We start from the raw sequence: 14,155 nt of genomic DNA on the forward strand, positions 1-14,155 counted from the left end.
AGGGGGATTGACCCCTGTAGAAGATAATTTTTTGTAACTGTTTTTAGTTTTTAAGTTTTTATTATCTTACTACAAAGGTCTTTGCACCGAATTTGACTTTTACTCCTATGCCTGTTAAGTAGCGGAGGAACAGGCTGCTGATTACTACCACTTTTATTGTCGCATAGATCAATACATAGGGTATCAGCATTAGTAGCAGTTTTTTGTCTCTGGCAAAGAATGGACCAATGAGCATTACATACAGCAGTATAGAGAAAGCAATACACTGCATTCCGATCATCAGTACCAGCGGGATGTTATCATACTGAAGGATAAAGTACGGTACTGATATCATCAGGATGATAGAGCAGATTCCCGTAATGTATCCTGAATAGTTGAATACCATCCAGAGGTTTCTCACTGCCCATTTCTTATGGAGCCTCCATAACTGGAGGTTTCCGTACCACCATCTCTTCCTCTGTTTATACCACCCGCGAACAGTTTCAGGTGCGTTCGTGTAAACTATTGCTTTTGGTTCCTGAATTATCTTTATAGAGTTTTTAAGAGCTTTGATTGTAAAGTCTGCATCCTCAACTATTGTTTCGTTACTGAACCTGACTACGTCGCATACTTTTCTCCTGACAGCAGTAAGAGGTCCAGGGCATACGAGAATACTGTTGGACAGTCCCTGAAGATGGCGGGTAATTTCCTGTTCTATGCGATATTCAATCATCTGGAAGTACTTTATTATCTGTTTTTTTCCGTGATTGTCATGGATATAGACATTTCCTGCCACCATCTGGGCATCCTTATTCTCGTTTAGACATTTGACTAAAGAGCTCACAGCATCGGGAGCCATATATGAGTCTGAGTCCGTAAAGATCAGGATGTCTCCTTTTGCAATCTCAATCGCTTTATTTAGAGCGTTTGCTTTTCCTCCGTTTACTTTCAGATCGAGAAGTTTTACAGGATATTTTGAAATAATCTCTGCAGTCCGGTCACTGGACCCGTCATTAACAGCGATTACCTCAATTTCCCCTTTATAGTCCTGGTTAAGTATGGATTCAAGGCACTTGCCTATTGATTTCTCTTCGTTATAAGCCGGGGCTATAACAGAGACTAGCATCGGATCTTTATGATCGGGATCTTCAGGATCTTTACCACCTTTAAGCAGGTATTTAGTCTGCTCCCTCTTCTTATTCCACTCTGACAATACTTTCCATATCACGAAGAACGAAAGTGGCAACAAAGCGGTTATGATAAAGAACCAGAAGTATACCTCCATTATTTTATTGACATTTATACTTCCGATTGTAGGATTATCGCTTATAGTGACACTTCCAGGCGTACTGCCGTTTAAGTGATTAATTCCCGTGTAAAGGAATAATCCCACTGAAGCGGTGATTAATATAGCCAGAAGTAATGAGACAATCGGCATGAATTTGTGTATAAGGTGATTGCCGGATGAGTTCGAAAATTTTTTCTTGCTCTTCTCTTTTCGGCTAAATACGACATCCGGCTGATGCACTACTGATATTCTTAGAATTTTTGCAAAATCTCCGATATCTCTCTTAATCATTTTAACCCCCCCACATCCTACCTCATCTGATTGCCTGTATAGCTATCAGATATTAAATGGAAAATTCAATTAATTTTTAATAATTTTAATATCTGGTTTTATCCTGATTATTTTCGATTCAATTCTTTTTTATGTTTTAATCTTCAGCAAATTTTTATTGTCTTATTTTGTCCTTATTGTCTTACTTTGTCCTGTTTGAATTCAGACAGGAGCTTCTTTTGTCATGATGTAAGAAACCATTCCAGGGTTCAGCTTGCTTTCCCTTGAGATCTTTTTCTCAATCTCCTCAGTGGATTTACCTTCGGTTTTCATTTCCTTAATCTTTTCAATTACTGAAGATGGAATTGCGTAGTATTCGTTGATGTCCTTCCTGTGCCCCCAGACGTCTCCTTCGAGGAGATGGATCCTCTGCATCTGAAGGAACATTTCGATGGATTTGGAGACAGTAGCCATGTAAGATTTAGGTACCTGAATTACCTCGATCTTCGGGCATGTCTCCACCAATCCCAGGATGTCTTTGTTTGAAGGCCTGAAAGCCAGGTGAACAATACGCTCATTCGGATTAAGTGTAAAGATCTCTTCCCTTGAACTGACAACTCTTATCCTCATACTTTTCCCCCACTGTTAAGTTATTTTTTTGATTTAAGCTGGTTTTTTGATTTAAGCTGGTTTTAGTTTTTATTGCTTCAGGTTTAATTATTTCAGGTTAAAAGGAAAAAGTAAAGAAATTATACTTTTTCCGATGAACTGGATAATTATACAGACATGAACGAGGAAACTTTTCCTCTCTTCACTTTTCCCTGAGCGGCTGAAAGGCATTTAAGTGTACAGTAAATTGCCTTTTTCTCCACATTCTCCAGGACTACAAATTCATGCCCACAAATTGGACATTTTTTTGTTACATACTCCATAATGCATCACCCATCTTTATTTCAAGTAATTTTGACTGTATTCGTGTAAGTTTAGGTACCCAGTTTTCGGGCAGGTTTCTATCGTTCCAGATTATCCTTGTTTGAAGGCATAAGAGCCAGGTGAACAAGGCGCTTTTAGATTTTATGTAAAGATTTCTCCGAAACTAACCAGTTTTATCCAAGGCCAGTTTCATGTTTTCTTTCCCCCACTGTTAAGTTCTTTTTTAATTGTACTTGCTATAAACTACATCTACTATCTATATAATGTTAGCTTATTGAACTAACATTATTTAGATAGTATTCTCTGAATGCTGGTCGTATAAGATTAATAAACGGAACTAAAGGCTCTGTGAATGAAATAATACAGGTTTTAGTTATACTGTAACATTTAGCCAAAAATAACAAGTTGATTGATTTTGATTTTGACTGGCAGAAAAGAAGGACTTACCATTAAATAAAAAACAAAAGCGCTATCAATAGCTCACTATACCTAATACTATAATTTTTTACAAATAATAAATAAACTTTTTTATTTAATATTTCGTTCAGTTTTAGTTTATGTTTAAATACTTCTACAAGATTCGCTTCGATTCTTTTCACCTACATAAAGCCGTTCCATTGGTTATCTGTTAAGAGTTACTGGAAATGTTTACCCGGATCTTATGCCAGTAGAAGGGCGTAATCCCGCAATAGCAAGAGTTTATGAATACAGAAGATGTAAAACTCTTTTTATATTTTCAGGCATTGATTTTATATCCAAAAAAATCTTTATAACATATTTTAGAAATATAGAAAATTGGGATTCATACAATCCCTTAAAGGACTTGAGTTAATTTATTCTAAAGAAAAGATCAAATTATAAGGACAATCACAAAACACATACCTCTATAGAAACTCGAGAATATCCGGAACAGTTCCCGGGTAAATTTGAATTTGTATTAATACTCAAACATGATTCATGGCTAAATATAATTGAAAGTTTTTTCAGTAAAATGGCAAGAAGCCTGTTGAGAGGGATAAAAGTTGACTCAATAAAGGAATTAAGGGAAAATCAGGTAATATATAGGTAACTTACGAATAGCCAGCCACTTTTATCTGGAAACTTATAATTGAAGAAAAAGACGAAAATGTCTGGCCAAAATATAATCTAAATGAAAGAGGAGTTAATTGGGAATCGATGCACCAGGGTACTTAAAGGGGTTAACATGCATATCAAAAATATACTTTTCATAATAATATATACTTTACTTATATCTACACCAGCAGTGGCAGATTCAGAAAACAAAAACTGTCTGGATAATACACTGAAAATAGCAGTCTATCTCCCATCCACTGATACTGTAGCTCATGACCCTTTGTTTACGTCGATGTTTTTCGAATATAAATTATCATATCTCACTGATTCCACAATATCTGAGAACCTCAATAAAGATAACTATGATTTGTTGCTTGTTCCTGACAAACATATGTCAGATACTGCAGCTTCAGCAATCAACATGTACCTTTCCAGCGGTGGACGAGTTTGGTTTTTTGCCGATCCACGGCTGGAAGAGGATGGTACAATATCTGCAAATAGAATCAACATATTAGGAAACCCGTCCGAGGCCGTAGTCGGTAACTACACTACAATCTTTGTAGATACAAATGATCCGATTACATATGGCATGAATAACACTTACACTTCACTTGGCTCTACTGAAAAATCTACGTATATGAGAGCATTCGATCCTGATTCGGGAACTATTTCAGACTTTGAATACAGGGTTTTAATGTTCGACTCACGGGATGGTGATATGCTCATAAAATTCGAAAACCCTGAAACCGGAGCTCGAGCTATCTTCAGTAATGAAAACATGTTCATCAGCGGAGGCTCGTGTAACTATTTTGACAGGGCATCTGCAACAAAATTATTCCAAAGCGTGAAAGCCTGGATGCTTGAACTTGACAACAACACATATGGTATTAGTATCACGTATCCAAAAGGAGACAAACAATTTACGATTACGATAGATGACGTCCTTGCATCTGATTCAGAGATCGCTAAAGTGCAACCTTTCTTTGATATGGAAGCAAGCAAAAGTCTGACAGATGTAAAGAACCTAAACACATTTTTCATAATACCAAATTCCACTAAAACAACAAAGACAGGGTTAGATTATTATGCTCAGTATGGCGACACACATACAATTCACCCGCATTTCATTACTGATTGGACATCCAGTGACTATAGCATTTCTCAGTTCCAAGAAAACGTGACTGATGCAGAAAATATAATAAACGAAGCTTACGGCGTTTCAGACTACGGTTTTTCATCAATCCGATTTCCTGGAGCCAATGCAGCAATGCCTGCATACCAGGCGGCATCGGATGCTGGATTCTCCATCAGTACAAACTATGGATGGTATACAGGTAATGTGCCAATAGGGTACACTTTAAGCAACAATGTTTTCTTCCCGAAACAAAAGATTCTTTACGGTAAGGAGTCAAACCTCATAGAGATAGAGATACCCAAGACCTTTGATATTAGCTACAATAATGCGGAAGACTTCTACACGCAGAACGTTGCAGAGATGAATTATTTCTATGGCATCAATTTCCCGGCAAACTACATTATTGGTGGCCATATACAGGGAATAATGACAAGACCAGACCTGTATGAAAATATGTCAAAGTTACTGGATTATGTAAATGAAGGTCACGATTATACAGCTTTCTCTAACCTGGACCAGATAGCCGACTATAACAATCTCAAAACCGCAAAGATCCAGGCACATAACATACCTGATGGTGTTTCAGTGGACATCACCACAACCAGACAGATAGAGAACTTCACAATAAAACTAACAAATATTCAGAATGGTATACAGGCTCAATATGACGGTTCTGCTATTGGTACTGATAATGTAATCCACGCGGATAATGTGTATTATATTTTCCATACAGTCAGCCCAGGAACACATAGTTTCGTGATTTACGATGTAAATTCTGAGGGAGAAACTGTAAATATACCTGCTTTTGAAATGGTTTGTGGGGTGTTTAGCTTGCTTGCTGTATATTTACATAAAAGAAAGTAAGGGTTCTGTAAAATCAGAGGTTGATATAACAGGATCAGACATACATGGCAACATTCTCAAAAATAAAAAGGTGATATAGCATTTAGAGCCTGTCCGGAAAGTCAGTAATGCACGTTGAAAAGCCATAACAGGTATATAATATCAAAGTACCCGTTGTGATTTTGCATACTGCATATTAAAAGTTACAGCAGGTAACCACTTTTCGGAGAGGCTCTTATCCCACAGGACTTAAGTGTGCGGTGCAGGAAGAAAAAACTAAGAATATTACCTTTAACGATTCCTGAATAGATCAAACAATTAATTAGAGATCACTGACTTTTTGGAAAAAGATAAAAGAGGAATTTGAAAAGTAAGAGGGCAAACGCCCCCTGTGAAAATTTTTCGGGCTTATTCTTTCAAGCCGGAATCTGGAAGATTTCTCAGATATTTTTAGTCCAGACTCATACTTATATCCGGAAACTCAATACCTGCGTTCCACTGTGAAAGTGACCTTTTTTGAACCGTCCGCCGGCACGGTTACTTCCCACTCGGCAGTGTAAGCATCCGTCTTTTCATAAGTATCTGATGTAGTGGTAATTTCCCAGTCTCCATAGAAGTGTTCTACAACCCTTATTTTCTGGGATTGGGACTTATGGTTCTTCAGTTCGATCTCATAGCTTTCCCGCCAGACATCATCACTTACCCTCCTGTAATCGGTCTGGGTCCTGGTGCCGGTTACATCAAAGGAATTTCCGACAACAATCTCTATTTCCTCATCCTTTGGAGTATGGTCTATACTGTCTTCCCCGAGGAACTGGAGCTGTCCTTCGGAATCAGCCTTGTACACTCTCACAACCCCGGCAGGAAGAGGCATTCCAAGGCCTTTTTGTTTGGAGTTGGTAAGGTTCAGGACTACCTGCACATCACTGCTTTTTGAGGCATCAAAGATGAGTTCCTTTTCTACAGGCACGGAATCCGCAGAGAGCAGGGAAATCTGCTTAACCTCGTTGTTTTTCAGGGTAGCTGCTCTTTCAAGGGTGTAAAGGTGGTACTCAAAGAAGGATTCTTCAGCAAAGCCTCCCTTCTCAACTTCATAAGCTACTTCCGCTTCTTCTACATTCCCTTCATAATAGATTGGCTCCGGTACAGCTATACGGTGGACTTCCCCTGCGACCAGCTTCAATCTGGCGTCCTCATAGGTGGTTCCAGCCTGATTGTCGACGCTGACCCATCCCTGTATGTCAGCTTTTGTATCATCGGCATTTGTCTTCACGATATAATCAGCATTCCAGCTCATGCCGCCTGTAAGATAAGATGTGAGAACATCGCGGCTGCCTGAAACGGGAGAATAGACCTGCCAGACAAGGGTGGGTTTTGTAAGCAGACCTGCGGAGTCAGGGAACTCGAATCTGGAGACCTCCGTGATACTTACAACCTTTCCGTCGCTCAGCTTTAGCACAACCCTTCCGTCGTGGCTGAGAAGAGTCCCTGTGTATGTTTCTCCTTCCTTTTCGGTTACAGTGATTTCCTTACCCAGGAATTTGTCAAGAAGTTTGAAACTGCTTACCAGATCATACTCATAGTTCTGTTCAAGCACGGCAGTGTTTTTGTTTTTTGTGTCTTCAAACATGACCGAGGTCGGATCGATAAGTGCAGCCACATCGGTGTATTCGACATTGTTAACTCCGGTATTCAGGTCGAGTTTCCGGCGTTCTTTCACAAGGGCAAGGTTATCGTTATAGACCGTAACCTCGGTAGCCGAATCAGTCTCTGCAGCTCCAGCAGTGAGAATTTCCAGGGGATTTGAAGGTTTTACCTTTGTTATTACACTGGAAGAAGATTCAATCCCATTGGCAGTTATTTCTCCTCCATCAGCAGTGGTTTCGCGCTCATCTGCCTGAACCGTATTTCCAGCAGGGGCAGAGTAAGCAAACACTGCACCGGCAGCTGCAACTCCTACAAAAATCAGAGCAAGCCATACATAACTTTTTCTGGTTATCATAACAGAAAATAGGGCACTGTTTTATTTATATGTGACTTTGACTGCGGGTGAACTTGAAGTTATATCTTTTCTTTCCTTAATTTTGATGCCTTATGATGCTGAATATTGATAAGTCCTTGCGTGTCTACTAAAATTACTGCTCCAGTCCGGGTGAGTACAGTTATAATAATATAGACCAATACAGAATATGGAATTTAAGAAAGATGTATAGATAAGCTCAAGAAAACTAAAGGATTCGTCTTCATGAAAACGATTGAAACCCCTGAAGCAAAAAACCGGATCAGATTTTCATATTTAATCTCCGGTCTTATACTGGGTATATTTTTTGTAACAGCTATACTTCCGGTTTCAGCTTCTGGAATGGAAGCAAACAGGGAGGTTTCCGCAGGAACGGTTTATACAGGCGGAACTTTTACAGTGACTGTGAATATATCAACTGATCAGTATGTTGAAGCCCTCACCCTCGACGAAAACCTTCCTGACGGATGGAATGTGAGTGTGGTTGAAAGTGACGGAGCTACTTTCCAGAGTACCGGGACTTTCAAAGAGTCTACCCTGGAATGGATATGGGTTGAGAGCCTTCAGGCAGGAGAAGGAAAAACTGTTGTGTACAATGTTACAGTGCCTTCAGTCATAGAACCTGGCAATTTCACATTTTCAGGTAATATTTCCGCATATCTGGTCTCCGCAGTCCCTGTCACGGGGGCTTCTGAAATTACAGCGACATATTCCCCTCCTGAAGCTGATTTTTCCGCAGCCCCTATCTCCGGTACTGCTCCTCTTAAAGTCCAGTTCACTGATTTATCTACAGGCAACCCGGATTCCTGGGAATGGGATTTTGACGGGAACGGAAGCGCTGATTCTTCAGAGAAAAATCCGGCATGGACCTATGAAACAACAGGGACATATACCGTAAGTCTCAAGGCATCCAATGCTACCTATGGAAACGATACCGAGACAAAAACAGGCTATATCACAGTCAAGGAGAAAACAACTTCTTCCGGAGGTAGCAGCGGGGGAGGCAGCAGTGGGGGAGGCGGAGGCGGAGGCGGAGGCGGGGGGGGTTCTCCTGAATCGAGCAGAAATGTAGAACTCAAAGAGGTTTCAAATGAGCAGATTTTCAAGGGAATCCACACCTGCTACACCTTCAAAGGAGAAACAAACGAGATCGTAAAAATAGAGTTTGATCCCAAAAAGAACTTCGGAAAAACTACTACAATTGTGGAAATGCTGAAGAACACATCCTCAATAGTTAAAGAGCCTGCTCCTGGAACGGTTTACAAAAACCTGAATATCTGGGTTGGGAACAGCGGATTTTCAAGTTCAGAAAACCTTGAAAATGCCAGTATAAGCTTCAGGGTAAACCGGACATGGCTTTCCGATAACGGGATAGGTGAAAACACGATTACTCTTTACAGGTACAGCAACAACACATGGAACTCACTGCCCACAACTCTGACCGGAAAAGATGAAGATTATTTCTACTTTAGCTCAGAAACCCCTGGATTTTCACCTTTTGCAATCTCAGGTCAGGAGAAAAACAGCCAGTCAATCGAAATTGATCCTGCCAGAGATAATAATCTTGTGAGTTCAGAAGAAGCATCAGAAGAAAGTGATGGAAATCTGGATTCCGATGAAGAGAAGGAAAACAAAAGTGCTCCGGGAGCCGGAGTTTTATTCTCGGCAGCCGGGATTCTGGCATCATATACAGCCCTGAAGAAAAGAAAAATGGAATAAGGTTTCCAAAATATGGGAAGGTTCGGAAAAACCTTCCTCTCTATTTTTATGCTGTATTCAATATTCTCTCTAAGTTTTTAGTAGATTTTCGTTTAAATCAAGTGTATCCGCACTTCTCAAGCCATGTAAGAGACCTTATCCATTCTCCTTTCGGCTCCCTCGAAGTACCCACAACAAGCCGTTTTATGTCCCCAACTTCTTCGACCACACCGCAGGCTTCTATAATCTCTCCGGGAAGAGCCTGACCTGCATAGGTATGCGTGTAGGAGAGAACATGGTCAATTTCCTCGTGCTCCACTTTATAATAAGCAGGGCTGTCAAAGGCAAAGTCAGCGTTTTTGACTTCGGCTTCGATTTTCATTTTGACAGTATCTTTTCCCCGAAGCAGGGGATCTTTAATCTGGTCCCATTCCCTCACGAAGAGAAGATCAAAGTAAGTGCCTTCAACCATGCCGCGGTTTCCTTTTCTGGACTCGTGAAGCATGAATTCATCAAAAGAGATTTCAGGGATTCTTTTTCTGTAGATCCTCTGCCACATATCCTCATCGAGCTCTTTTATGGACCCCTCCTGCTGTTTGGCAGCGCTTATAGCGTCTCTTGCCCTGAACCACATGGGACCGTAGACAACAAAATCTATGTCAGAACTTTCGTTTTGCAGTCCTGCAAGCATTGAACCCGTAACCCCCATACTTGTCCTGGGAATCTCTGCAAGGTCAAGCACTTTTACGATTGCCCTTACACGGCTGTCGGAATTCACAAGTTCCGGAATCACGTCAGAGGGACGGAGCACCTTTTTTACTTCGGATTCCGGAACAACATGAACGTCCTGAACCCAGTCAGGCCTGTGTTTTTTCATGAACTCAAAAGCAGGGCCGAAATCGTATTTTTTGTACCTTATCCCGTTTAACTCCCTTTCCCCGTTTTCATCCGGCACGTAACGGAGTGTGGCTCTTATTCCATCTTTACGGAAGTAATCAGAAACTGCAAAAAGCCAGTCATCTTTTGTAAGAAGAAAATCTCGGAGGCGTGTTTTAAGCATTTTGTATCATCCCTGGAGCCTGTGAAAAATACTTGAATTCAAAGAAATCCTTGCTGCTGACTATATAAGAATTCATAATAAATGACAGGAAATGTATTGTACCGTTCCTGTATATAGCTGTCAGGTATTTTAGTTTTAAATAAAAGAAAACTGAAATTTCTACTTGCAGGTTTTTAGTGCTCGAATAGCTCTTAATCTCTGCTCTTTTCTACCTTTTTTAGAAGAAAATCTCTTTTATGGAACGTGATAGAGAGCAAACCATTACCGATAAACAGCCACATTATGGAGATGTCAGGTTAACATACAGATTTACCTGTGCCGGAGGTTCTGCAAGAGCTGCATACACGAAAAAGCCAGTGAGCTTTGCTGAAATTCTGTTTTCGCTGAGAGTGCTGTTAACCAGAGTCCATGCGGAGTTATCCTCATCATAGCAGTATACGGATACGAAATTTCCTTTCATTGAGCTGTTGAGGCCCATACTGAGATTAACATAAGGGTCAAATTCTGCGCCTTCAGGTTCAAGCCCATAATAATATTTCCCTGCAAGATACAGCGTTCCTGGAAGGGCAGGATGGTCTGTCTCTGTTATCGTTATTGCTTTAAGAGGCTCTTTCTGACTATCAAGCAGCCTTGTGCCCTTTGGAATAAATATGGAAGCATCAAGGGCATCATTTTTCACCAGGATGTCCAGAAGAGCATATCCGTTATTATCCAGATAAGCTGAGATGTCGGCTCCTGAAGCAAGAGTTACTTCTGTCAGGGTTTTATTGCTGTACGGGCTGTATGAAATATTTTCATATATGGTAATTATATTCTCGGAATCGGAACTTTCGGTGTAGGGCTGCCCGCATAAATTTGAATATGCATGTACCTGGGGAACCCGGTGGGCTCCTAAAATCTCTGACTTTACACTGTAAGAAAAGGTCTTTTTCTCTTCCGGGTCCAGCACAAAGTTCCAGCTTAAACAGGATGAACTTCCTGAATTCAGTTCCTTTCCTCCAGAGGTATTATTAACAACTGAAAAAGTTGCTGGCAGCAAATCCAGAAGCCTGACATTAACCGCCCTGTCCTGGATATTTTTCACAGAGAGCGTAATATACACAGGGCTTCCTGCAAAACCTTCTGAACCTGTATTTTTGTAGATTGCCAGCGGTTCAGCGACCTCAATTTCTACATTTTTGGAAAGAGAGTGTTTGCCGGAACTATCTTTCCAGTTTACGTCTAGTTTTATGAAATAATTTTCTTTTATTTTTTCAGGAAACTTAAACCGCAGTTCACAGGACTTTTTTGAACCCTTATCAAGCATTATTTTCTCCGGACATCCTTCCTTTACAAGGAGCTCGTCCGAATCCAGCTCAAGTTCTATTTTCTCGGCTTTTACCAGTCCGGTATTTCTGAGTTCCATATCAACAATTACTTCATCACTGAGATAGTATTCATCTTTGTCTGCTTCGAGATCGAGCTCAAGGATAACGTTATTTTCAAAATTTCTTTTTGTTTCAAAGATAAGCTCGGCTTTTGGGAAAAATAGACTACCAAACATAGGAAGACTTCTCTGGTCAGTGACATTGTATGCTTTCAGCCTTACATTCTCACTGTCAAAATAGCACCAGCTCGAACTGTTATTTTCCAGAACAGCATCTCCGATAAGAATGCCGTTTTTGAAGACCTGAACCCACACCATGCCGTACCCGTCAAATTTCAGTGCTTCCAGGGAGTATTCATCTTTTGAAACTATTGAGTTCTCAGGCCCGAGGGTAACTGTCAGGTTGTCCCAGTCGTCTTCATTTGCCGATGCAGGAAGAAGACCTGAAAGCAGAAACAATGCAATGAAAAAAGCTGCAGATACACAGAATGCATAATTTCTTTTTGCCTTTCTGTTCATGACTGTTCCCCTCCTGTTTCTAAGCCCTGCAAATAAAACTGCAGAAATAAGCCCAATCTCTCCATTAAAATCCGAAGAACTGCATGCATCTTACTTTCGTATTTGGATACTGGCCCTGTTTGATTCTGGGTTTTTGTTTGGTTAAGTGGCTCTATTTGATTGGCTTGATTATAGATTACCGTTCCATTCTCAGATTCTATGGATTGCCTGTATTCAGGCTGGGATGAAGCCTTTCCGTCGACGAGAATAAGCTCAGTTGCAGTATTGTTTTCCCCGTCAGCCGCATAAACAACTATTGTATTGGGGCCAGAAACTACTGGAACGCTGGCACTCCAGCTCTCCCCTGAAAGCAGTGCTTTCTGGCCGTTAACATCTACTGTAAGGTTCCTGTTTGTATCTTCAACCGTTCCGCTGACTGTAAGGTATCCGGCATCCACAGAGTCCCCATCTTCCGGATACTCTATCTCGATTTCAGGAGGTGTTAGATCCACAATCCTTGCAAGAAAAGGGGTGTTCCAGTTGTTTACCTCACATAGTTCTTTTTTCTTATTGGTGTAATCAACGTATACTTTCAGAGCCTGTTCCCCATCACGGGAGGGTTCCCAGCTGAATTCAATTGTTTTACTTTTACCGTTAGAAAGAGAAGATACAGGGGCTGTGGATACTATTTCGTCATCAGCATAAAGCGCTGCCTGAAAACCGTATGCAGAGTCCTTTCCTATGTTTTTGATGCTTGCTTTTATTGTATTGTCTTCCCCTGCATAAAGCAAAGGAACGGTAAGTCCTGAGACAATGAGGTCAGAGCTTCCTTCTTCTCCCGTCCCCAGGCTCAGAGCTGCCAGCACCGGATGCACATAATCTTCATCATCCCTTTGAAACTTCAGTTCGTTATCTTCTTCTGCAAGAAAATCCAGTACATCAAAGAATTTAAAATCAAAATAACTTTTTGAGCTTGCTATGTCGTTTTTATTTTCCCCATCTGCAAGTTGCTCATCGTTAAAGTAAAGGGAATCTTCAAGACCTGGGCTGCCACAGAGGTACACTACAGCAAGGTTTGCGGTTTTGTATTTATCTACATCCATCTTTCCGGAAAATTCCGCATATGCTTCATCATGAGTTGATGCCAGGTCCTCACTCCACCCTTTTCCGTGAAGGTTTATGTTACCTTCCTCAACCCAGTATTTTGTGTCCTGCCCTTCTTTATCTTCATATACCGCAGCAAGGATTATCCCGTACACTCTTCCATCAATATCTCCGCTTGTCTTTGCTTCTACTGTTAAGGGGCCGGTACTTATGTTTGAGCTGACATCATAAGCTATCCAGTAAACCCCATGACCGGAACAGTATATAGCAGGATTCTGGTCCTCGTCATCCCCTTTATCTGCTTTGCCTTCCAGATCAAGGCTTTCATACTCTTTATCTCCAACAGTAAGGTCAAGAGTTCCTGTTTTTGTTTCTGTGCCTCCCCATAGCCCTACATATACTCTTGCCCAAACTACGGAATCTCCCGGGACATTGAATTCCTGAACGTAAGGAGTTTTTTTAAGCCCTTCTCCTCCGTCAATATACAATCCTCCCTTTACCGTACCTGATGTGATTTCAATCAGTTCATCCTGTTCAGGGGTGCCTTCAAAGTTGTAAGTTGCCAGGCATGGAGAAATATATGTGAAAAAAATCAGTACTCCTGCAAGGTATAGTAAAAACCTGCTCATATTTTCTTTTTTTAATAACATATAAATCTCCAGCTCCTTTCAGTAAAGACATTTTAATTTCTGGCGTTTTAAAACTATACTGATAAAACTATGCTGATAAAGCGAATCTGAGGGCGTTTTTCCATTCCCATTTCGGTCCTGCAGCCGCATATTTCAAAAGCTTATCTTTTCCTACAAATTTTAACTTTCGTCATACTTTATATATTATTTCTATATCAATCTTTCTAACTAATGTTATTTTATTTTAAAAAAATTGAT

Annotated in this window: 9 protein-coding genes; 2 read left to right on the forward strand and 7 right to left on the reverse strand. The window is 40.6% G+C overall.

Annotation, left to right across the window (positions count from 1 at the left end):
- Positions 1 to 61 precede the first annotated feature (61 nt).
- The 3 genes from PLL47_RS03270 to PLL47_RS03280 all read right to left on the reverse strand — a co-directional run bounded on the left by PLL47_RS03270 (position 62) and on the right by PLL47_RS03280 (position 2,469).
- Positions 62 to 1,558: a glycosyltransferase family 2 protein gene (locus tag PLL47_RS03270; RefSeq protein WP_324444755.1), complete on the reverse strand. Its 1,497-nt coding sequence runs from the start codon at positions 1,556 to 1,558 to the stop codon at positions 62 to 64.
- A 201-nt stretch (positions 1,559 to 1,759) separates the two neighbouring features.
- Complete coding sequence (locus tag PLL47_RS03275; protein ID WP_324444758.1) at positions 1,760 to 2,167, reverse strand: DUF1699 family protein; 408 nt, start codon at positions 2,165 to 2,167, stop codon at positions 1,760 to 1,762.
- Positions 2,168 to 2,313: 146 nt separating this feature from the next.
- On the reverse strand, positions 2,314 to 2,469 hold the full coding sequence (locus PLL47_RS03280; protein WP_324444760.1) for a hypothetical protein: 156 nt from the start codon (positions 2,467 to 2,469) through the stop codon (positions 2,314 to 2,316).
- Between the two features lie 1,151 nt (positions 2,470 to 3,620).
- Here PLL47_RS03280 and PLL47_RS03285 point away from each other — a divergent pair.
- Positions 3,621 to 5,543, forward strand: coding sequence for a hypothetical protein (locus PLL47_RS03285; protein ID WP_324444762.1), 1,923 nt, complete (start codon positions 3,621 to 3,623; stop codon positions 5,541 to 5,543).
- Between the two features lie 460 nt (positions 5,544 to 6,003).
- Here PLL47_RS03285 and PLL47_RS03290 read toward each other — a convergent pair whose 3' ends face one another.
- Entirely contained in the window at positions 6,004 to 7,524 is a 1,521-nt protein-coding gene (locus PLL47_RS03290) for a DUF4139 domain-containing protein (RefSeq protein WP_324444764.1), read from the reverse strand.
- Positions 7,525 to 7,767: 243 nt separating this feature from the next.
- Between PLL47_RS03290 and PLL47_RS03295 the strand changes: the two genes are divergently transcribed.
- Positions 7,768 to 9,261, forward strand: coding sequence for a PGF-pre-PGF domain-containing protein (locus PLL47_RS03295; protein WP_324444766.1), 1,494 nt, complete (start codon positions 7,768 to 7,770; stop codon positions 9,259 to 9,261).
- 97 nt (positions 9,262 to 9,358) lie between these two features.
- Here PLL47_RS03295 and PLL47_RS03300 read toward each other — a convergent pair whose 3' ends face one another.
- The 3 genes from PLL47_RS03300 to PLL47_RS03310 all read right to left on the reverse strand — a co-directional run bounded on the left by PLL47_RS03300 (position 9,359) and on the right by PLL47_RS03310 (position 13,918).
- Positions 9,359 to 10,300 (reverse strand): nucleotidyltransferase domain-containing protein, encoded by a 942-nt coding sequence (locus tag PLL47_RS03300; protein WP_324444768.1) that lies wholly within the window; start codon positions 10,298 to 10,300, stop codon positions 9,359 to 9,361.
- Positions 10,301 to 10,580: 280 nt separating this feature from the next.
- Positions 10,581 to 12,185 carry a COG1361 family protein gene (locus PLL47_RS03305; protein WP_324444770.1) on the reverse strand — a complete coding sequence of 535 codons (1,605 nt, stop codon included), beginning with the start codon at positions 12,183 to 12,185 and terminating at the stop codon, positions 10,581 to 10,583.
- A complete protein-coding gene (locus PLL47_RS03310; RefSeq protein WP_324444772.1) occupies positions 12,182 to 13,918 on the reverse strand; it encodes a DUF3344 domain-containing protein in 1,737 nt (578 codons plus the stop codon). Before PLL47_RS03310 ends, PLL47_RS03305 begins: the two co-directional genes overlap by 4 nt.
- Positions 13,919 to 14,155 lie beyond the last annotated feature (237 nt).

The organism is Methanosarcina sp. (assembly GCF_035390745.1).
In the GTDB taxonomy this organism is placed as follows: Archaea; Halobacteriota; Methanosarcinia; order Methanosarcinales; family Methanosarcinaceae; genus Methanosarcina.